The sequence below is a fragment of the Achromobacter ruhlandii genome (genome assembly GCF_002082135.1).
GTDB lineage: Bacteria > Pseudomonadota > Gammaproteobacteria > Burkholderiales > Burkholderiaceae_B > Achromobacter > Achromobacter ruhlandii.
On record NZ_CP017433.1, the window covers coordinates 3,830,271 to 3,849,040 of the forward strand.

An 18,770-nucleotide genomic window follows, 5' to 3' on the forward strand; every position below is an offset into this window, starting at 1 on the left:
ATGCCTCCCATGCCTGCCCTCCCGCCCGCTCCTCCCGCCCGCCGCGCCACCCGTCTGCTGCGGTTCGCCGCGCCACAGGCCTTCTATCCGCTGGCGGGCAGGCTGGTTCCCTGGTGTGGCGGGCTCGCCATCCTGCTTGGCGCATGCGGCCTGGCGATCGGCTTTTTTGTCGCGCCCACCGATGCCACCCAGGGCGAGGTCTACCGCATCATTTTCATCCACGTCGCCGCCGCGTGGATGTCGCTGTTCATCTATCTGCTGATGGCGTTCTGGTCCGCGCTTGGCCTGATCCTGCGCACCCGCCTGTCGTTCATCATGGCGCGCGCGCTGGCTCCCACCGGCGCGCTGTTCTGCTTCGTCGCGCTCTGGAGCGGCGCGCTGTGGGGCCGGCCAACCTGGGGCGCTTACTGGGTCTGGGACGCCCGGCTCACCTCGCAACTGATCCTGGGATTCCTGTACCTGGGCTACCTGGCGCTGACCGCCCTGACTGTCGATCCCCATCGCGGCGACCGCGCCGGGGCGCTGGTGGCCCTGGTGGGCGCCATCAACGTACCGGTCATCTATTTCTCGGTGTCCTGGTGGAGCACGCTGCACCAGGGCGCTTCGGTCAGCCTGACGCGCGCGCCGTCCATGGCGGCGACCATGCTGGCCGCCATGCTGCTCATGGCCCTGGCCGCGTGGGCCTACACCGCCGCCGTGGCGCTGGCGCGCGCGCGCGTCATGATGCTGGAGCGGGAGTGGCCGGCCGGCTGGGTGCGCGAGCTGGCGCGCCGCGAGACGGCGATGCGCAAGGAGCCGGCATGATGCACTGGCAATCCTGGGCCGCGTTCTGGCACATGGGCGGGCGCGGCGCCTTCGTCTGGGGCAGCTACGGCATGCTGGCCCTGCTGGTGCTGGCCGAATGCGTGTCGCTGGTCCGGCGGCGGCGCCGCGCGCTGCGGCGCCTGGCGGCGCTGGCTAGCGCTAATCCCACGGCCAGGCAGCAATCACACGACGGAGGACCGGCATGACTTCCCCCCGCCGCCGGCGTCTGCTCCTGCTGCTCTGTGCGGTCGCGCTGCTGAGCGCGGCAGCCGCCCTGATCCTGACGGCCATGCGCCAGAACTTGGTGTTCTTCCACACGCCCAGCGAAATCGCGCGCGGCGAGGCGCCACGGCAGCGGCTGTTCCGCGTCGGCGGCATGGTGCTGGCCGGCTCGCTGCAACGCGAGGCCGACGGCCTGGGCGTGCGCTTCATCGTCACCGACACCGCCCACGAGGTCCCCGTGGTGTATCGCGGCGCCCTGCCCGACCTGTTCCGCGAAGGCACGGGCGTGGTGGCCCAGGGCACGCTGGACGCCGACGGCGTGTTCACCGCGACCAGCGTGCTGGCCCGCCACGACGAGAACTACACGCCAATCGAAGTGCGCGACGCCATCGCGCGCGCCCACGACGCCAGCAGGACGGTGCGGCCATGATCGCCGAAGTCGGCCACTTTTCCCTGCTGCTTGGCTTCGCGCTGGCGCTGGTGCAGGCCATCGTGCCGCTGTATGGCGCCTGGCGCGGCCGCGCGGCGCTGATGGCGGTCGGCCGCGGCGCCGCGCGCGGGCAACTGCTGTTCGTGCTGCTGTCATACGCCTGCCTGCACCTGCTGTTCATCGCCAATGATTTCTCCGTGCGGCTGGTGGCGGACAACAGCCACAGCCGCACGCCGCTGATCTACCGGATCACCGCGGTCTGGGGCAACCACGAGGGCTCCATGTTGCTGTGGATCGTTTCGCTGTCGCTGTGGACGGTGGCGGTGACGCGCTGCAGCCGCGGGCTGCCCGAGGCATTCACGGCGCGGGTCCTGGGCGTGCTGGGCGCGGTCGGCGCGGGCTTCACCGCCTTCACGCTGCTGACCTCCAACCCCTTCGCCCGCCTGCTGCCCGCGGCGCGCGAGGGCCGCGACCTGAACCCGCTGTTGCAGGACCCCGGCATGATCATCCACCCGCCCTTGCTGTACCTGGGCTACGTGGGCTTCAGCATCGCCTTCGCCTTTGCCATCGCGGCCCTGATGACAGGGCGGCTGGATGCCGCCTGGGCGCGCTGGTCGCGGCCCTGGACCGTGGCCGCCTGGGTGCTGCTGACCGCCGGCATCGCGGTGGGATCGAGCTGGGCCTATTATGAGCTGGGCTGGGGCGGCTGGTGGTTCTGGGATCCGGTCGAGAACGCCTCGTTCATGCCGTGGCTGCTGGGCACCGCGCTGATCCACTCGCTGGCCGTGACCGAAAAGCGCGGTGCGTTCCGCGGCTGGACCGTGCTGTTGGCGATCGGCACCTTCTCGCTATCGCTGCTGGGCACGTTCCTGGTGCGATCCGGCGTCGTCACCTCGGTGCACGCCTTCGCCACCGACCCGGCGCGCGGCCTGTTCATCCTGTGCCTGCTGGTGACGGTGGTGGGCGCATCGCTGCTGCTGTACGCCTGGCGCGCGCCGCGGCTGCAGGGCGGCGGCCACTTCCAATTGGTCTCGCGCGACGCCGCCTTGCTGGCCAACAACGCGCTGCTTTCCGTGGCCTGCGCGGCGGTGCTGCTCGGCACCCTCTACCCGCTGTTGCTCGACGCCCTGGGCCTGGGCAAAATTTCGGTGGGACCGCCCTACTTCGACACCACCTTCGTGCCGTTGATGACGCCGGTGCTCGCGCTGCTGGTGCCCGGCGCCGTGGCGCGCTGGAAGGCCGACACCTGGCAACGGCTGGCGCGCCGCCTGGGGCCGGCCGCGCTCGCCAGCGCGCTGCTGGGCCCGGCGCTGGGCCACGGCCTCGGGCACTTCACCTGGCGCACCTGCCTGGGCCTGGCGCTGGCGGCCTGGATCGCGCTGGGCAGCCTGCAATTGCTGGCCGAGCGCCTGCACGGCGGCGGGCGGGCCGACATCGCCACCCGCCTGCGCGGCATCCCCGGGAGCTGGTGGGGCATGTGGCTGGCCCATCTCGGACTGGGCGTGTTCATCATCGGCGTCACCATGGTCAACAGCTTCCAGTCCCAACTGGACGTGCGCATGCTGCCGGGCCAGACCGCCCATCTGGCCGGGTACACCTTCACCTTCGGCGGCGTCGAGCAGGTCGTCGGCCCCAACTGGATCGCCGCGCGCGCCACCCTCGATGTCGCACGCGGCGGCAGGCATGTCGCCACGCTGCGACCGGAGACCCGCCACTACGTGACGCAAGCGATGCCGATGACGCAATCGGCCATCGACGTCGGCCCCTTGCGCGATCTCTACACCGCGCTGGGCGAAAGCCTGCCCGACGGCGGCTGGATCGTGAACCTGTTCCACAAGCCGTTCATCAGCTGGATCTGGGCCGGCTGCGCGCTGATGATCCTGGGCGGCCTGGCCGCCGCCGCCGACCGCCGCTACCGCAAGCCGGCTTCGCGGCGCGACGCCTCGCCCCCGGGCCAAGCCCGGCCCCCGCAAAGCGAACTGCCATGAAACTGCGATCCCTCGTGCCCCTGCTGTTGTTTCTCGGGCTGGTAGCCATGCTCGCCGTCGGCCTGGGCCTGGACCCGCGCGAACTGCCCTCGCCCCTGGTTCGCCGGCCCGCGCCGCCCTTCACGCTGGCGCGGCTGGACGCGCCGGGAGGCCAGTTCGGGCTGGACGACATGCGCGGCCGGGTCTGGCTGCTCAACGTCTGGGCCAGTTGGTGCGTGGCCTGCCGCGTCGAACACCCCGTGCTGCTGCGCGCCGCCCGCGAAGGCCGCATTGCCATCGTCGGCCTGGACTACAAGGACGAAGACAGCGCGGCGCGCGAGTGGCTGGCGCGCCTGGGCAACCCCTACATCGCCACGGTGCTCGACCCGCGCGGCAAACTCGGCATCGACTATGGCGTGTACGGCGTGCCCGAGACCTTTCTCATCGACGCCCAGGGCGTCATCCGCTACAAGCACGTCGGGCCGGTCACGCAGGACGTGCTCGACAACATCCTGATCCCCCGGGCGCGGGAGGCGCTGAATGAACCCTGACATCCCCCGCCAGCCTCGCCCCACGATAGGACGCACCGCCGTGGCCAGCGGTTGGCACGCGACCGGCCGCGGCATCGCGCTGGCGCTATTCATTGCGGCCCGGGCCGTGGCCAGCGAGGCGCCCGCCGCCGCGTCCGACCCCGCCCTGGAAGCGCACGTCCAGGCCTTCACGCGCGACCTGCGCTGCCTGGTGTGCCAGAACGAATCCCTGGCGGACTCGCGCGCGCCGCTGGCGCGCGACCTGCGCGACGAAGTGCGTCGCCTGTTCCGCTCGGGTCAGGACGAGGTGCAGGTGCGCCAGTTCCTGGTATCGCGCTATGGCGATTACGTGCTCTATCGCCCGCCGCTGAAAGCCCGCACCGCGCTGCTGTGGATCGGGCCCGGCGTGCTGCTCGCCGGCGCCATGGGCGGCCTGCTGTGGCGCTTGCGGCGCCATGCCCGCGCGCCGGAGGCGCCCTTGCCCGCGCCGCAAGCGCAGGCGGCCCGGGCCCTGCTGGCCGAGCCCCCGCAAGACGCCGGGCCGTTCGCCGCCGGCGGGGAGCGCGCTCCATGACCCTGTTCTGGCTCCTCGCGGCCGGCATGGTCGCCGTCGCCCTGCTGTTCGTGCTGCCGCCCCTGCTGGCGCCAGAAGCCGCCGGCCGGCGCGGCGGCTCGCCCCAGGCGCAGGCATCGCTGGCGGTGCTGCGCGAACAACTGGCGCAATTGCAGGCCGACCATGCCAGCGGGCGAATCGCCCCGGACCACTATGCCCAGGCGCGCGCCGAGATCGAGCGGCGCGCCCTGCGGGAAGGATGCGCGGCGCCGGACCGCCTCGATACCCGGCCCGCGCCCCGCTGGGCCCTGGCGGTGGCCTTGGGGCTGGGCGCGATCAGCGTCGGCCTGTACGCGGCGCTCGGCAACCCGGCGGCCCTGACGCCGGCGGACGCCGACCCGCACGCGTCGCCTTCCGCCAGCGCCGGGCACGACCCTGGCGATCCCATGGCCGAACGGCTGGCCGGCCTGATCCAGCACCTGCAGGCCCACCCGGACGACGCCGAGGGCTGGATGACATTGGCCCACACCTACGCGACGCTGGGGGATTTCGCCGGCGGCGCGGCAACCTGGGCGCGCATGGGCGCTCGGGCGCCGCAGGATCCCGGCGTGCTGGCGGACTGGGCCGACCTCCTGGCCACCGCGGCGGACGGAGATTTTTCGGGCGAACCCGACCGCCTGATCGGCCGGCTGCTGGCGCTTGCGCCCGACGACGTGAAAGGCCTGGCCCTGGCCGGCACCAGCGCGTTTTTCCGCGGCGACTTCCACGGCGCCATCGACGCCTGGGAACGCCTGCTGCCGCTGGTCGACCCGGATGGCCCGGTCCACGAGCAGGTCCAGGCCAGCCTGGCGCAGGCCCGCCGGGCGGCCGAGGGTGCGGCGACCGATGGTGGGGCGGCTGATCGTACAGCGGCTGATCGCGCGGCGGCCGGCGCGGAAGGCCCCGCCTTCCCGCCGGGGGCTCGCGCCAGTGGCGGCCGCGGCCGGCAGGATTGACCGTCCGCATTCCTCACGGCCAATCCACGCCCGCCTCCCGCTGTTCCCGTTGCCCCTTCGGCGCGAGATCTCCCGCCGTGCGTCGCTGCCCGGGCGACGCCAGCGCCCGGGCGCAGGATCAGGCAGGCACCGTCAACGCCTCGCGCCAGGCGGCCAGCTTCTTCTCGAACGACGCGGCCGCGTGGGCCGGGCTGGTGGATGGCAGGTCGACGTATTCCAGCGGCCGCGCCGGCAGGCGCGGCAACACATGGCGGCGGTAGAGGCTGGCCGCCTTGGCGCCGTTGAAGCAGACCCGCACCAGGCGCGGATGCGCTAACAGGAACGCCGCGAAGTCGTTGGGCACCAGGGTATCGCCGCGGATGTCCGCATCCAGGCTGCCCGGCCGTTCGCAGGCCTGCAGCACGTCCCAGAGCGCGACGCCGGCGGATCGCAGCGCTTGCAGGCGCCGCGGGTAGTCGGCGGCGGGATCGAACCCGAGCACCTGGCCCGCGATGGGCCAGAAGGCGTTGCGCGGATGGGCGTAATAACGCGCCTGCCGCAGCGAGGCGACGCCGGGCATGGAGCCCAGCACCAGGATGCGGGCGTCGGCGGCGGCAACCGGGGCGAAGCCCTGAACGTGGGCATATCGGTCGGCCACGGTGGTATCGGCAATTCGTTGCATGGCGCAAGAATACCCGGGTTCGCGGGCCTTCCGCCGCCGCCCGCGCCGGCCACCGGAACGGGTCCGGGCCCGGAATCCTCCCGACTCCGCGCGTGCCTCACTGGCAACACCTGCCCAGGTCTGGCGCTATCAGTGTCCTATTCCTGGAACAGTGCTTATCAATGGCGGGGACTACCGAAAGCGGCTTCCCGCCCTTATCTTGACAGGTATGACGAACGGCCCCGCAGGGGCCGCGCAACAGGAATGACGATCATGAAGAAGATTCTGGGTGTGCATGCCAGCCCGCGTCCCCACTGGGTGGGCGACGGCTTTCCGGTGCGCTCGATGTTCTCGTACAACGACAAGGGCAAGAACGTCAGCCCGTTCCTGCTCCTGGACTACGCCGGCCCGGCGCAATTCGCGCCGGCCACGCAACCGCGCGGCGTCGGCCAGCATCCGCACCGCGGCTTCGAAACCGTGACCATCGTCTACAGCGGCGAGGTCGAGCACCGCGACTCCACCGGCAACGGCGGCGTCATCGGGCCCGGCGACGTCCAGTGGATGACAGCCGCGTCGGGCATCCTGCATGAAGAGTTCCACTCCCCCGCGTTCACCCGCCAGGGCGGCGAGCTGGAGATGGTGCAGCTGTGGGTCAACCTGCCGGCCAAGGACAAGAAGGCGCCGGCCGGCTACCAGAGCCTGCTGAATGCGGATATCCCGGTGGTGTCGCTGCCTGGCGATGCCGGCTCGCTGCGCGTCATCGCCGGCAGCTACGGCGGCCAGACCGGCCCGGCGCGCACCTTCACGCCGATCGACGTGTGGGACGTGCGCCTGGCCGCCGGCAAGACCGCGACCTTCGCGATCCCGGCGGGCCGCAACAGCATGCTGGTGATGCTGCGCGGCACGGTGCTGGTCAACGGCGAAGCGGTGGCGCGCGACGCGCAACTGACGCTGTTCTCGCAGGATGGCGACGAGATCACGGTCGAAGCCAACAACGACGCCGTGTTCCTGGTGTTGAGCGGCGAGCCGATCGACGAACCCGTGGTGGGATATGGGCCGTTTGTGATGAATTCGCAGGCGGAGATCGTCGAGGCGATCCAGGACTTCAATGCCGGGAAGTATGGGCAGATGCATTGAAGGGGCGGGACCGGCGTTGGCGCGCCGGTCCTGGTGAACGCGGCCGCGTTTCCTGTCGGGGAAACGCGGCCTTTTTTTGTTGGGCATCCCGCCGCGGCGCGGCGGCAGGACCGCATGAGGCCCGAAGCGGGCCGCCGCCACGCCAGCGCGCCTCGGCCGGGTAATCTCGGCCAGAAAGTCTCATGACGCGCCCCGAATCACTGCCAAAGTGATGCAATTTTCGCGAGGAACGTGACAGAATATCGGGCACCCGCGTCCCGGCTGTACCGCCGAACCCCGTATTGATCAGGTCCTGAAATGCCCGTTATCGGCGATCCGCCTCCAACCCGACCTCCTGGCGAGGGCGTGGGCTGCGGCCATGGCGGGTCCGACGGCGCCCTGGAGCGGCTGGCGCGCCTGGCGCGGCGACTGTTCAATGTCGACACGGCAATCGTTGCCCGCGCCGACGCCGCGGGCGCATGCGAGGCGATGGCCGGCACGCCCCCCGCTTCGCCGCAGCCTTGGTCCATGCAATCCCCCATCCGCGCCGCCGACGGACGCCTGCTGGGTAGCTTGCGCCTGCTGCACGGACAGGCACGCGCTTTCACGGATGAAGACAGCCGGACCCTGCAAGACCTGGCGGACCTCGCGGCGACCGCTATCGCCCCCCAAGCGCGCGAGCGCGCCGACGAAATCGCCTGGCGGGAGGAAGCCAGGAAGTTGTCGCTGGCCATCGCCGGTAGCGGCACGGGAGTGTGGGACCGCAACGTGGTGACCGGCGAGATCACCTATTCGCCCGGCTGGAAGGCCTTGCTCGGCTATTCCGAGTCCGAACTCACGACCCGCATCGAAGACGCCTACCAGCGCCTGCACCCGGACGACCTGGGTTTCGTGCAAGCCGCCATGCAGGACCATTTCGACGGCAAGACCGAAAGCTACGAGGTCGAGCACCGCATCCGCTGCAAGGATGGCAGCTACAAGTGGATCTGCAGCCGGGGCAAGGTGGTCAGTCGCGACGAGGCCGGCAAGGCGCTGCGCATGATGGGCACCACCACCGACATCAGCGCGGTGCGCGCCCTGGCGGAACGCCTCAAGCTCACGGCGGACCTGGTCGTCAATCTCACCGACGCCGTGCCCGGCCTGGTCTTTCAGTGCCAGGCCGTGGCCGAGGGCGGCGCGAGGTTCTCGTATGTCAGCGCCGGCATCCGCGACATGTTCGAGCTGACCGCCGACGACGTGCGCGCCAGCGCCACCGCGATCGAACAGCGCGTCCATCCCGAGGACCTGCCCGCCTACCGGGCATCGCTGCAGCAGGCGACCGCCGCGCTCACGCGCTGGCACCTGGAGTTCCGCGTTTGCCTGCCGCGACAGGGGGTGCGGTGGCGGCTGGGCGACGCCAGCCCGAGCCGCGAGGCCGGCGGGGGCGTGGTCTGGCACGGCTTCGTCACGGACATCACCGACCGCAAGCGCGCTGAACTGGAATTGCGCGAACTCGCCGCCACCGACGCGTTGACCAGCCTGCCGAACCGCCGCCATTTCATGTCGCGCATCGCCGCGGAGCTTGCGCGCATCAAGAGCGACGGCGGCCACGGTTCGGCGGTGCTCATGTGCGACCTGGACCACTTCAAGCACATCAACGACACCTGGGGCCACGCCATCGGCGACGGCGTGCTGCAGCACTTCGCCCGCATGCTGCGTGCCCAGTTGCGCGAGATCGACCTGGTGGGCCGTATTGGCGGCGAGGAATTCGCCGTCGTGCTGCCGGACACCGACATCGAAAGCGCGCACCTGTTCGCCCACGACGTACAGCGCCGCATCGCGGATACGCCCTATCTGACGGGCGGACAGCGCATTCCGCTGACGGTCAGCATCGGCATTTCCGCGCTGCATACGCACGACGACGACGCGGAACTGGCGCTCAGCCGCAGCGATCGCGCGCTGTATTACGCCAAGCAACGCGGCCGGAACCGGATCGAATCGGTGTTTTTCAGGTAGCGCCAGCCCGACGCATGGGTTTGCCTCAGGGCGGGCCGCGCAGGTCGACAGCCACGCGCAACAACCTGTTGATTTCGCCAGTCAGATGGCGTTTGCGACCCTGTTCCACGATGCTGATGCTGCGAAACTCCTGTGGCCCCGGCAACGGCAGCACTTTCAATGCCGGGTCTTTGTTCCAATGGACGTTTTGCAACAAGGGCACCAAGCTGACGCCCACTTGCTGGCGCACCAGCGCCGCGATGCCAAGAATCGAGTTCAGCTCCAGGATTTCCTGCGGTTTGACTCGCAATCGGTGCAGCACCCGATCGGCTTTGGAACCGGTGGCGGTATTGCGGTCATAGCGGATGTAGGGCTGAGTGGCCAGCAGCTCGGTGATGTCCGGCGTTTTTGCATGGGCCTGCGCGCTGGCCAGCAGGATCAACGGTTCGTCATAGAGCCGTGAGCAGCTCAGCCCTTTGAATTCCTGCCGGGGCGACTTCACCACGACCGCCGCATCCAGCTCGCCGGCCAGCAGCAGCGGCGCCAGCTCATCAGAACGCGCGCTGGTCAGCGTGACCGACACTTTGGGATGGATGGCCTTTAGCTGCACCAGGCAATTGGCCAGCAGCCCCATGGCCGAAATAATGCCGCCCACGGTGATTTCGCCTTCCATGCGCAAATCCCGATCCGGGTCTTCAAGCATTGCTTCGTAATCGGCCACCAGGCGCCTGGCGCGCGGAAGCAGCAGCGTCCCGTCGCGACTCAAACTCGTCTGTCTGTGATTGCGCTCGAACAACGTACGGCGCATTTCGTCTTCAAGCGCGCGCATTTGCTGGCCGACGGCGGCGCTGGTCAACGCGACCCGGTCGGCCGCGGCGGCAAAGCTGCCCTCCTCCGCGACGGCAATGAATGTTCTGAGAAACCGGATGCTGCTCATGGCGCGAGGCGATTTTTAGGTAAAGATTTACTTTACTCTAATTAAAACTAAATTAGATTTTCTTTGTATAGGCACTGGCGGATACTGCGGGTCTTCTCATTGAATGGTGTAGACCATGAGCACTGCTACCCCGGATTCCCAGGCCGACCTGCTGGCGCGGCAAAACGCGCGGCGTCTATACGACCAAGGGCCGACAACGGTCTATGCCCATGCGGGCGACAAACGCTTCGCCTATTGTCTTTACGTTCCCGAATCCATCGAAGACGCAACGCGTCCCGTGGATCTCGTGGTGGTCGTGCATGGGTCCAACCGCGCGATGGAAACCTACCGGAACAGCTTTGCCGAGTTTGGCCGCTGGAACGACTGCGTCATCCTGGCGCCGCTGTTTCCGGTGGGCGTGCTGGGCGATGGCAACGGCGACGGCTACAAGCAGATTCTTGAAGGGGATATCCGCTATGACCAGATCCTGCTGGATATGGTCGCCGAGGTCGGCAAGAAGTACGGCCGCGACTTCGACACCTTTGCCCTCTTTGGCTATTCGGGCGGCGGCCAGTTCACCAATCGCTTCTGCTACCTGCACCCCGACAGGCTCTGGGCCGCATCGATCGGCGCGCCGGGTTCGGTCACGCTGCTGGACACCGCGCGCAAGTGGTGGGTGGGCGTCGCGGACATGGAGACGCGGTTTGGCAAGGCGCTGAACCTTGATGCGCTGCGTCAGGTCCCCATCCACATGGTGGTCGGCGCGGCGGATCTCGAAACCTGGGAAATCACCCATCGCCCCGGCGGCAAGCACTACATGGAAGGCGCCAACGACGCCGGCCGCACCCGGCCCGAGCGGCTGGAACGCCTGCGCGCCAGCTTCGAAGCGGCGGGCGTGAGCGCCACGCTGGATCAGATTCCCAACGTGCCCCACATGGGCATCAAAGTCATGCCGGCCGCGCAGAAATTCTTCGCGGCGGTGTTGCGCGAACGGCGGGCTCGCCAGGCGCAGCAATAAGCACAAGCGGCACGGCCATGTCCTGGCCGCGCCGCCCACCCATTGAAGGAGGATTACTTCATGCGCAACAGTGTAAAGGCCGCCCTGGGGTACGCCGCGCTGGCGTTGACGCTGGCAACGGCCGGAAGTCACGCCGCCGAGCCATCACGGATTCAGGTCGGCATCAGCGGTGATATCCGCAGCACCGACCCCGGCGTCAACCGGGACGAGAACACCGACGCCGTCGTCATGCATATAGTGGAAGGCCTGGTGGCCTACCGCGAAGACGCGACCGTGGGGCCGTTGCTGGCCGACTCGATCACGGTTTCTGATGATGGACGCAGCTACCGCTTCAAACTGCGCGAGGGCGTGCGGTTTCATAACGGGGCGCCGTTGACGGCCGCCGAAGTCTTGTGGACCTGGCGCCGCTACCTCGATCCCAAGACGCAATGGCGCTGCCTGGGCGACTTCGATGGCCGCGGTTTGCTCAAGGTGCAGGACATCAGCAGCCCGGATCCGATGACCGTGGTGTTCACCCTGGAACAGCCCAACGCCTTGTTTCTGGCGACGATGGCCAGAACCGATTGCGGGGGCACGGGCATTCTGCATCCGGATTCGCTGACGCCGGAAGGCGCGTGGCGCTCGCCGGTGGGAACCGGGCCGTTCAAGCTGGGGCAATGGCAACGCGGGCAATATGTGGAGCTGCAACGCTTTGCTGACTATGCGCCGCGCGCCGAGGCAAAGCCTGACGGGTATACCGGCAACAAAGCCGCGCTGGTGGACCAGGTGCGCTTTGTCGTGATCCCCGACAATGCGACGGCCAAGGCCGCGCTGATGGCGCGCGGCGTCGATCTGCTGCCCGACGTGACGGCGACCGACGCGGCCGACTTGAAGCAGGCCAAGGGCTTGACCATCCAGGTCAGCCCGGCAATGTCCATCAACGGCCTGCTGTTCCAGACCCGCGACCCTTTGCTCAAGGATGTGCGTATCCGCCGCGCCATTGCGCTGTCGCTGGACTACGGCCAGATGGTCGCCACGCTGTCCAGCGGACTGTCCAACGTCAACAATTCGGCCGTGCCCAGCAGCAGCACCTACTATGACGCGGCGACGGCCAAGGGCTACCGCACCGATCTGGCCGAGGCCCGCGCCTTGCTGAGCGCGGCCGGCTATCGCGGTCAGCCGATCAAGATGATTGTGAACAAGCGCTACCCGCAGATGTTCGATATGGGCATTCTGAGTCAGGCCATGCTGGCGGCCGTGGGCATCAACATCCAGATGGAGACGCTGGAGTGGGGCACGCAGCTTGAACGCTACCAGAGCGGCAACTATCAGATGATGGCGTTCTCGTATTCTCCCCGCTTCGACCCGGCCCTGAGTTTCGAGCAGATACTGGGTGACAAGTCCAGGGAGGCCCGCAAGGTCTGGGACAACGGTGAAGCCATCGACATCCTGCGCCAGGCCATGCGCGAAGCCGATCCGGCCAGGCGCCAGGCGCTATTCGATCGGTTGCACGACATGCTGATCAAGGACGTGCCCATGGTCATCATCTACAACGGGACCGCCATCGGCGCCTTCCGTGATGGCGTCCAGGGCTATCGAACCTGGCCGATTTCCAAGCCGCGCCTGTGGGGCGTGTCTTTGGCGGCGACCACGAAATAGGCCCGTCATGTTGCGATTCTTCATTCAGCGCCTGGGCATGGCGCTGCCCACCCTGCTGCTGATCTCGATCATGGTTTTCGGCCTGATCCGCTTCATCCCGGGCGACCCCGCCCTGCTGATGCTGGGGGATATGGCGGACGCGCAAAGCCTTGCCGACATGCGCAAGGCCCTGGGACTGGATCACTCATTCGTAACCCAGTACCTGATCTGGATACGGGCGGTGCTGGGCGGCGACTTCGGCTTGTCGATCAGTAGCAGCCAGCCGGTGCTGGGCCTGCTGGTCGAGCGCTTCAGCGTCAGCGCCGTCATCGTGCTGATCTCGGTGGGACTGGCAGTGCTGCTGGCCGTTCCCGTGGGCCTTTACGCCGCCTGGAAGCAGAACAGCCTGATGGATCTGGGCCTGGTCGCCGGCGCCACCCTGCTGCTGTCAATTCCCGCCTTCTGGCTGGGCTTGCTGCTGCTGTACTGCTTCGGCATGACGCTGGGGTGGCTGCCCATCGTCGGCTACGTCAGCGTCAGCGCGGATCCGTTGCGCGGCCTGAGCTATCTGGTCCTGCCGGTGGTGACGCTGACGCTCGTGGAGTTCGGTTCCATCGCCCGCATGGCCCGCGCCAGCACGATCGAGGTCTTGCGGCTGGAATACATCGCCCACGCCCGCGCCAAGGGCCTGTCGGAATCGGCGGTGCTGTGGGGCCATGCCTTGCGTAACGCCTTTGCGCCGACCTGGACGCTCGTGGGCCTGATCCTGGGCAATCTGCTGGGCGGCATTGCGGTGTTGGAAACCGTCTTCACCTTGCCCGGCATCGGCCGGCTCATGGTGGATTCGATCTTTGCCCGTGACTATCCGGTCCTGCAGGGGTGTCTTTTGTTGATCACCAGCATCTATGTCGTGGTGAATTTGGTCGTTGACCTGCTGTATCCGGTCTTTGATCCCAGGGTGAAACTATGAATGGCGACGTCATCTCCTTGCCGGCCGCCCCCGTGCGGCGCCGCGGCCTGCCCGCGCTCAATGCCTTGATTGGCGGCGGCCTTCTGCTGGGATTGGTCGCGCTGGCGCTGCTGGGCCTGGTGTGGACGCCGTACGACCCGCTCAAGCTCGATCTGAGCCTTCGGCTGCAGGCGCCCGGCGCGCGGCACTGGCTGGGCACGGACGAGTTCGGCCGCGACGTCCTGAGCCGGCTGATCATCGGCGCATCGACCAGCCTGTGGATCAGCCTCCTGTCCGTGGCGGTGGCGTTGGGATGCGGCACCCTGATCGGTATGCTGGCCGGCTACCTGCGCGGCTGGACCGACCGCATCCTGATGATGTTCAACGACGCCCTGCTGGCCTTTCCCGGCATTTTGCTGGCCCTGGGCATTATGGCCGTGCTGGGCGCCAGCCAGTACAGCATCGTCCTGGCGTTGGGCATGGCCTACACGCCGTCGGTGGTGCGGGTGGTTCGCGGCAGCGTGCTGTCGCTGCGTGAGCGCGAATTCATCGAGGCCTCCCGGGTCATTGGCAATTCCGAGCTATACACGATGTTCCGCCACATCGTTCCCAACTGCCTCGCGCCCGTGTGCGTGCTGGCCACCAGCATGTTCGGCTGGGCCTTGCTGTCCGAAAGCGCACTGAGCTTTCTCGGACTGGGCGTACCGCCGCCCGCGGCCACCTGGGGCAGCATGCTGGCGGCCAGCCGTCCCTACATTGCGTCGGCCGCATGGCTGGGCGTGTTTCCCGGTGTGCTGATCAGCATGGCCCTGCTGGGTATCAATCTGTTTGGCGATGCCCTGCGTGATCGCCTCGATCCGCGCATGAGGAAATGAACATGACCGAGAACGCATCCCTGTTGTCTGTGAAGCACCTGACGATTCGTGCCGGCGTAGATGGCCCGCTGGCCGTGAACGATGTCAGTTTCGAGCTGGCGCCAGGCGAAATCCTGGCGCTGGTGGGAGAGTCGGGCAGCGGCAAAACCATGGCTGCCCGCGCCGTCATCGGCCTGTTGCCCGCCCCCATGCAGATGGCGGACGGCAGCATCGGCTTCAAGGGCCGGACGCTGGACACGCGCAATGCCCGCGCCTTGCGCCGGGTTCGCGGGGCCGAGATCGGCATGGTTTTCCAGGAACCCATGGTGTCGCTCAACCCGGCACTGACCATCGGCCGTCAAATGAGCGAAGCGCTCAAGCTGCATACACGGCTCGGCGCGGCCGAGATCCGCCAGCGTTGTCTCACCATGCTGGATCGCATCGGCATCAAGGACCCGGTACGCTGCCTGACCGCTTATCCGCATGAGTTCTCGGGCGGCATGCGCCAGCGCATCATGCTGGCGTCCGTCATGCTGCTGCGTCCGGCGTTGCTGATCGCGGATGAGCCCACCACGGCGCTTGACTGCCTGGCCCAGCTCGATGTCATCGAACTGATGCTGGAGCTCACGCGTGAACAAGGCACGGCCGTGCTGTTCATCAGCCATGACCTTTCGCTGGTGGCGCGCTATGCCCACAAGGTTGTGGTCATGCGAAATGGGCAGGCGGTCGAACAGGGGCCCACGGCCTCGATTCTGCTGAACCCGCAAGCCGAATACACCCGTCAGTTGCTGGAGGCACTGCCCCGCCGCGGTGTCCTGCCGCCCTTGCCCCATGCCAGCGCACCGCTGGTCGAGGTCAAAGACGTATGCGTCGAGTACCCCGGTCCGCGCAGCTTCTGGCAGCGCGGCGCCGCCTATCGCGTGGTGCGCGGCGTGGACCTGAGCATCGCGCCAGGTGAAACGCTGGCGCTTGTCGGAGGCAGCGGTTCCGGCAAGACGACGCTGGGGCGCGCGGTGGCCGGATTGGTCAAACCCCGCGCCGGGAGCATCAGGTTCGAAGGCGTGGACCTGCTCAAGTCCGTCAACCGCCGCGCCCGCCTGCAATGCCAGATGATCTTTCAGGATCCGTATTCCTCGCTGGACCCGCGCATGCGGATCGGGCAGATCCTGGCCGAACCCCTGCGGCATTGCGATGACTTGAACGACGCGCAGCGCCGCGCGCGCGTGGCGGAAACGCTGAACGACGTCGGCCTGAATCCGTCGTTCCGGGACCGCTTCCCACATCAACTGTCTGGCGGCCAGCGTCAGCGTGTGGCCATCGGCCGCGCCCTGGTACGCCGGCCGAAGATGGTCATTGCCGATGAGCCGATCTCGGCATTGGACATGACCATCCAGAAGCAGATTCTGGATCTGTTCGAGCGTCTGCAGAAGCAATACGGCTTTGCCTGCCTGTTCATCTCGCACGATCTGGCCGCGGTCGAACGCATCGCGCATCGCGTGGCGGTGATGAGCCAGGGCGAAATTGTCGAAATCGCCGCCCGCGACGCCTTGTTCGACACGCCGCAACACCCCTACACCCGCAAATTGCTGGCCGCGGCCAGCCCGCTGCAAAAGCTGGCCAACGGGGGCTATCGCATCCGCCCGGCCCAAGCCTGAGCCGGCCGCCGGCTCAACCCATCAAGGAGATTCCATGACCGACGCCAGTTCCGTTTCCAATGCCTTCTGGGCGCCTTTCACCCCGATGCGGCAGTTTCACCAACAGCCCATGATGTTCGACAGCGCCGAAGGCATGTACTACCGCACGCCCGACGGCCGCCAGATTCTGGACGCCATGGCCGGCCTGTGGTGCGTCAACGCCGGCCACGGCCAGGCGAGCATTGTGCAAGCCATTCAAGAGGCCGCCGCGCGCCTGGACTTCGTTTCCTCGTTCAAGATGAGCCATCCGGGCGCGCAGGCCATGTCGGATGCCTTGATTGCCCGGGCGCCCGAGGGCATGACCAGAGTGTTCTTCACCAACTCCGGCTCCGAGGCCGTCGACACCGCCTTGAAAATTGCGCGCGCCTATCATCAGGCTCGTGGCGACAGCCGCCGCACCAAGTTCATCGGCCGGGCCAAGGGCTATCACGGCATGGGATTTGGCGGCTTGTCCGTCTCGGGCATCGGGCGCCAGAAGCGCGACTTCGGGCCGCTGCTGGGCGAGGTCAGCCATTTGCCGCTGCCGTATGACGCCAGCATGCGCTTTAGCGCCGGACAACCGGATCACGGCGCCAGCTATGCGGAAGCGCTGGCGCAGTTGCTGGACATCCAGGACCCCGGCACGGTGGCCGCCGTCATTGTCGAGCCGGTCACCGGTTCCGGCGGCGTGTATCCGCCCCCGGTCGGCTACCTGCAACGCTTGCGCGAGCTGTGCACGCAACATGGCGTGCTGTTGATCTTTGACGAAGTGATCACCGGTTTTGGGCGCGTGGGCGACAACTTCGCCTCGCAGGTGTTTGGCGTTACCCCAGACCTGATGACCGTGGCCAAAGGCCTGACCAACGGCGCGGTGCCCATGGGCGGCGTCATCGTCGGCGGCGCCGTCTACGAAGCGTTCATGGCCGGACCGCCGCAGGTGGTGGAACTGATGCATGGCTACACCTATTCCGCCCACCCGCTGGCGTGCGCGGCCGGCCTGGCGACGCTGCGTCTGCACCAGGACCTGGAGATCAACGCCCGGGTGCGGGAGATCAGCTCCCACTGGCAGTCGCAAGCGCTGGCGCTCGAAGGTCTGCCGCATGTGAACGATGTGCGCAGCATCGGCCTGCTGTGCGCTGTCGACCTCGCGCCGCGCGCCGGCGCGGCCGGCATGCGGGGCGCGGATGTCGCCCGCCATTGCTTTGAGCAGGGCGTACTGGTGCGAGCGTCCGGCGACATGATCGTCATTTCGCCGCCGCTGATCATCAGCCCCGCCCAGGTCGAACAGATTTTTGAATGCTTGCGACGAGCGCTTCTTGTTGACGGCATCTGACCGGGCCGGCGGCTGATGCGAAGAACATGGAGCCGCGCCCCGATCCTGATTCCCGGACACCGGCGGCGCGGCCTGTCAGCGCGGAGCGGGTGGCTTCGCGCCGCCGTCGGCAGCGATAAAAAACGAACGCGTCACAACCCCGGTGGCGGATCTGAAGCGTATCCCTTCAAATGGGCAAGAAACGACCGGGAGGCCACAGTAAGCGTGTCCTCCAGATAGACAACCTCCAGACTGGTATCGAGCAATTTGCTTGGGTCGCGTAGCGCCACCGCGACCACATCTTTCCGGGCGGAGCGCGCCGCGGTGGACGGAACCAGCGCCACGCCCAGTTTTCCGGCGACCAGCGCGATGATCGTGTGGATATGCGCCGCTTCCTGAACGATCTGCGGTTGGAATCCCGCTTCGAGGCACGCGGCGCTGATGCGTTGGTGAAAGGCGGGCACGCGACTGGCTGAGAAAGATACGAATCGCTCGTCACTGAGTTCAGCCAGACGGATCGCTTTGCGAGAAGCAAACGGATGCCCGCGAGGCAACAGCGCCACCAGGCGGTCTCGAGAGACCGGGAAATGAAGGCTTCCGGCAGGATAGGGAACGGGCGGCGTCAGCACCCCCAGGTCGATTTTGCCCTCGTCCACCATTGAGGCGATCTCGATGGATACGCCTTCAACCAATCGAAGCCGTACTGCCGGGTGAGACGAAGAGAACCGCGCCAAGATTGCTGGAAGCAGGTCGACCATCGCCGACGTGATGAACCCGACCCTGACCTCTCCGAGTTCCCCGCGCCCGACCGCGCGAGCCATGTCGAAAGCGCGAACGCCTTGCGCGATCAGCTTTTCCGCCTCCCCCTTAAGCACAACCCCGGCGGCGGTGAGCTGCACGCCCGCCGCGGAACGCACAAACAGCGACGTTCCCACGGACCGCTCCAGCTGCCGCATGGCGACACTGAGCGGAGGCTGTGACATCCGCAACGCTTCCGCTGCCTTGCGCAGGCTTCCACACTCGGAAACCGCCAGGAACTGGCGCAACACCCGAAGATCCGGGATGGCTGAGGGTATATATCCCATGTATCGCCTCGATCATGAACGATATTAGACGCGATGATCCCATCCACGTAAATTGCTGGCAAGCACCAAAGGCGCCGCACTGAATCGACGGCTTGGTGCGAAGCAACATCCAAGC

General features: G+C 67.5%; 18 protein-coding genes. 15 read left to right on the forward strand and 3 right to left on the reverse strand.

Features of this window, described 5'->3' with window-relative positions:
• The 7 genes from ccmC to ccmI are packed head-to-tail and all read left to right on the forward strand — an operon-like array spanning position 1 to position 5,501.
• A complete protein-coding gene (gene ccmC / locus AruCF_RS17205) occupies positions 1 to 804 on the forward strand; it encodes a heme ABC transporter permease CcmC (RefSeq protein ID WP_372363799.1) in 804 nt (267 codons plus the stop codon).
• Positions 801 to 1,010, forward strand: a complete 210-nt coding sequence (ccmD, locus tag AruCF_RS17210) for a heme exporter protein CcmD (protein WP_231132827.1) — start codon at positions 801 to 803, stop codon at positions 1,008 to 1,010. The genes ccmC and ccmD overlap by 4 nt, the downstream gene beginning before the upstream one ends.
• Complete coding sequence (gene ccmE / locus AruCF_RS17215; protein WP_049074719.1) at positions 1,007 to 1,456, forward strand: cytochrome c maturation protein CcmE; 450 nt, start codon at positions 1,007 to 1,009, stop codon at positions 1,454 to 1,456. The genes ccmD and ccmE overlap by 4 nt, the downstream gene beginning before the upstream one ends.
• Positions 1,453 to 3,444 (forward strand): heme lyase CcmF/NrfE family subunit, encoded by a 1,992-nt coding sequence (locus tag AruCF_RS17220; RefSeq protein WP_049074721.1) that lies wholly within the window; start codon positions 1,453 to 1,455, stop codon positions 3,442 to 3,444. The genes ccmE and AruCF_RS17220 overlap by 4 nt, the downstream gene beginning before the upstream one ends.
• Positions 3,441 to 3,974, forward strand: a complete 534-nt coding sequence (locus AruCF_RS17225) for a DsbE family thiol:disulfide interchange protein (RefSeq protein WP_049074723.1) — start codon at positions 3,441 to 3,443, stop codon at positions 3,972 to 3,974. The genes AruCF_RS17220 and AruCF_RS17225 overlap by 4 nt, the downstream gene beginning before the upstream one ends.
• Positions 3,964 to 4,527 (forward strand): cytochrome c-type biogenesis protein, encoded by a 564-nt coding sequence (locus tag AruCF_RS17230; RefSeq protein WP_080977452.1) that lies wholly within the window; start codon positions 3,964 to 3,966, stop codon positions 4,525 to 4,527. The genes AruCF_RS17225 and AruCF_RS17230 overlap by 11 nt, the downstream gene beginning before the upstream one ends.
• Positions 4,524 to 5,501: a c-type cytochrome biogenesis protein CcmI gene (gene ccmI / locus AruCF_RS17235; RefSeq protein WP_049074726.1), complete on the forward strand. Its 978-nt coding sequence runs from the start codon at positions 4,524 to 4,526 to the stop codon at positions 5,499 to 5,501. Before AruCF_RS17230 ends, ccmI begins: the two co-directional genes overlap by 4 nt.
• A gap of 118 nt (positions 5,502 to 5,619) precedes the next feature.
• Here ccmI and AruCF_RS17240 read toward each other — a convergent pair whose 3' ends face one another.
• The gene (locus tag AruCF_RS17240) at positions 5,620 to 6,162 is read right to left on the reverse strand and encodes a DNA-deoxyinosine glycosylase (protein WP_049074728.1); all 543 of its coding nucleotides are present in this window, start codon (positions 6,160 to 6,162) and stop codon (positions 5,620 to 5,622) included.
• Positions 6,163 to 6,414: 252 nt separating this feature from the next.
• On the opposite strand from AruCF_RS17240, the gene AruCF_RS17245 reads away from it, so the two are divergent.
• Positions 6,415 to 7,278, forward strand: coding sequence for a pirin family protein (locus AruCF_RS17245; RefSeq protein WP_049074729.1), 864 nt, complete (start codon positions 6,415 to 6,417; stop codon positions 7,276 to 7,278).
• Positions 7,279 to 7,785: 507 nt separating this feature from the next.
• The gene (locus AruCF_RS17250; protein WP_235432674.1) at positions 7,786 to 9,252 is read left to right on the forward strand and encodes a sensor domain-containing diguanylate cyclase; all 1,467 of its coding nucleotides are present in this window, start codon (positions 7,786 to 7,788) and stop codon (positions 9,250 to 9,252) included.
• A 25-nt stretch (positions 9,253 to 9,277) separates the two neighbouring features.
• Here the strand turns inward: AruCF_RS17250 and AruCF_RS17255 are convergent, their stop codons facing one another.
• The gene (locus AruCF_RS17255) at positions 9,278 to 10,168 is read right to left on the reverse strand and encodes a LysR substrate-binding domain-containing protein (protein WP_049074734.1); all 891 of its coding nucleotides are present in this window, start codon (positions 10,166 to 10,168) and stop codon (positions 9,278 to 9,280) included.
• A 115-nt stretch (positions 10,169 to 10,283) separates the two neighbouring features.
• Between AruCF_RS17255 and AruCF_RS17260 the strand changes: the two genes are divergently transcribed.
• From AruCF_RS17260 to aptA, 6 genes are read left to right on the forward strand one after another with little or no spacing between them, the layout of a single operon-like run.
• Positions 10,284 to 11,165: an alpha/beta hydrolase family protein gene (locus AruCF_RS17260; RefSeq protein ID WP_049074737.1), complete on the forward strand. Its 882-nt coding sequence runs from the start codon at positions 10,284 to 10,286 to the stop codon at positions 11,163 to 11,165.
• A gap of 60 nt (positions 11,166 to 11,225) precedes the next feature.
• The gene (locus tag AruCF_RS17265) at positions 11,226 to 12,803 is read left to right on the forward strand and encodes an ABC transporter substrate-binding protein (RefSeq protein WP_049074739.1); all 1,578 of its coding nucleotides are present in this window, start codon (positions 11,226 to 11,228) and stop codon (positions 12,801 to 12,803) included.
• A gap of 7 nt (positions 12,804 to 12,810) precedes the next feature.
• Positions 12,811 to 13,752 (forward strand): ABC transporter permease, encoded by a 942-nt coding sequence (locus AruCF_RS17270; RefSeq protein WP_049074741.1) that lies wholly within the window; start codon positions 12,811 to 12,813, stop codon positions 13,750 to 13,752.
• Positions 13,749 to 14,606: an ABC transporter permease gene (locus AruCF_RS17275; protein WP_049074743.1), complete on the forward strand. Its 858-nt coding sequence runs from the start codon at positions 13,749 to 13,751 to the stop codon at positions 14,604 to 14,606. The genes AruCF_RS17270 and AruCF_RS17275 overlap by 4 nt, the downstream gene beginning before the upstream one ends.
• Before the next feature lie 2 nt (positions 14,607 to 14,608).
• Complete coding sequence (locus tag AruCF_RS17280) at positions 14,609 to 16,240, forward strand: ABC transporter ATP-binding protein (RefSeq protein WP_049074746.1); 1,632 nt, start codon at positions 14,609 to 14,611, stop codon at positions 16,238 to 16,240.
• 34 nt (positions 16,241 to 16,274) lie between these two features.
• The gene (gene aptA, locus AruCF_RS17285) at positions 16,275 to 17,591 is read left to right on the forward strand and encodes an omega-aminotransferase AptA (protein ID WP_049074748.1); all 1,317 of its coding nucleotides are present in this window, start codon (positions 16,275 to 16,277) and stop codon (positions 17,589 to 17,591) included.
• A 131-nt stretch (positions 17,592 to 17,722) separates the two neighbouring features.
• Here the strand turns inward: aptA and AruCF_RS17290 are convergent, their stop codons facing one another.
• The gene (locus AruCF_RS17290; RefSeq protein ID WP_063569007.1) at positions 17,723 to 18,616 is read right to left on the reverse strand and encodes a LysR family transcriptional regulator; all 894 of its coding nucleotides are present in this window, start codon (positions 18,614 to 18,616) and stop codon (positions 17,723 to 17,725) included.
• Positions 18,617 to 18,770 lie beyond the last annotated feature (154 nt).

What these genes read in the sequence shown, in the direction of transcription:
- AruCF_RS17220 (WP_049074721.1), top strand. Translation starts at nt 1,453, where the DNA reads ATGATCGCCGAAGTCGGCCACTTTTCCCTGCTGCTTGGCTTCGCGCTG.
- AruCF_RS17230 (WP_080977452.1), top strand. Translation starts at nt 3,964, where the DNA reads ATGAACCCTGACATCCCCCGCCAGCCTCGCCCCACGATAGGACGCACC.
- AruCF_RS17270 (WP_049074741.1), top strand. Translation starts at nt 12,811, where the DNA reads ATGTTGCGATTCTTCATTCAGCGCCTGGGCATGGCGCTGCCCACCCTG.
- ccmI (WP_049074726.1), top strand. Translation starts at nt 4,524, where the DNA reads ATGACCCTGTTCTGGCTCCTCGCGGCCGGCATGGTCGCCGTCGCCCTG.
- ccmD (WP_231132827.1), top strand. Translation starts at nt 801, where the DNA reads ATGATGCACTGGCAATCCTGGGCCGCGTTCTGGCACATGGGCGGGCGC.
- aptA (WP_049074748.1), top strand. Translation starts at nt 16,275, where the DNA reads ATGACCGACGCCAGTTCCGTTTCCAATGCCTTCTGGGCGCCTTTCACC.
- AruCF_RS17280 (WP_049074746.1), top strand. Translation starts at nt 14,609, where the DNA reads ATGACCGAGAACGCATCCCTGTTGTCTGTGAAGCACCTGACGATTCGT.
- AruCF_RS17240 (WP_049074728.1), bottom strand. Translation starts at nt 6,162, where the DNA reads ATGCAACGAATTGCCGATACCACCGTGGCCGACCGATATGCCCACGTT.
- AruCF_RS17255 (WP_049074734.1), bottom strand. Translation starts at nt 10,168, where the DNA reads ATGAGCAGCATCCGGTTTCTCAGAACATTCATTGCCGTCGCGGAGGAG.
- AruCF_RS17275 (WP_049074743.1), top strand. Translation starts at nt 13,749, where the DNA reads ATGAATGGCGACGTCATCTCCTTGCCGGCCGCCCCCGTGCGGCGCCGC.
- ccmC (WP_372363799.1), top strand. Translation starts at nt 1, where the DNA reads ATGCCTCCCATGCCTGCCCTCCCGCCCGCTCCTCCCGCCCGCCGCGCC.
- AruCF_RS17245 (WP_049074729.1), top strand. Translation starts at nt 6,415, where the DNA reads ATGAAGAAGATTCTGGGTGTGCATGCCAGCCCGCGTCCCCACTGGGTG.
- AruCF_RS17265 (WP_049074739.1), top strand. Translation starts at nt 11,226, where the DNA reads ATGCGCAACAGTGTAAAGGCCGCCCTGGGGTACGCCGCGCTGGCGTTG.
- AruCF_RS17260 (WP_049074737.1), top strand. Translation starts at nt 10,284, where the DNA reads ATGAGCACTGCTACCCCGGATTCCCAGGCCGACCTGCTGGCGCGGCAA.
- ccmE (WP_049074719.1), top strand. Translation starts at nt 1,007, where the DNA reads ATGACTTCCCCCCGCCGCCGGCGTCTGCTCCTGCTGCTCTGTGCGGTC.
- AruCF_RS17225 (WP_049074723.1), top strand. Translation starts at nt 3,441, where the DNA reads ATGAAACTGCGATCCCTCGTGCCCCTGCTGTTGTTTCTCGGGCTGGTA.
- AruCF_RS17250 (WP_235432674.1), top strand. Translation starts at nt 7,786, where the DNA reads ATGCAATCCCCCATCCGCGCCGCCGACGGACGCCTGCTGGGTAGCTTG.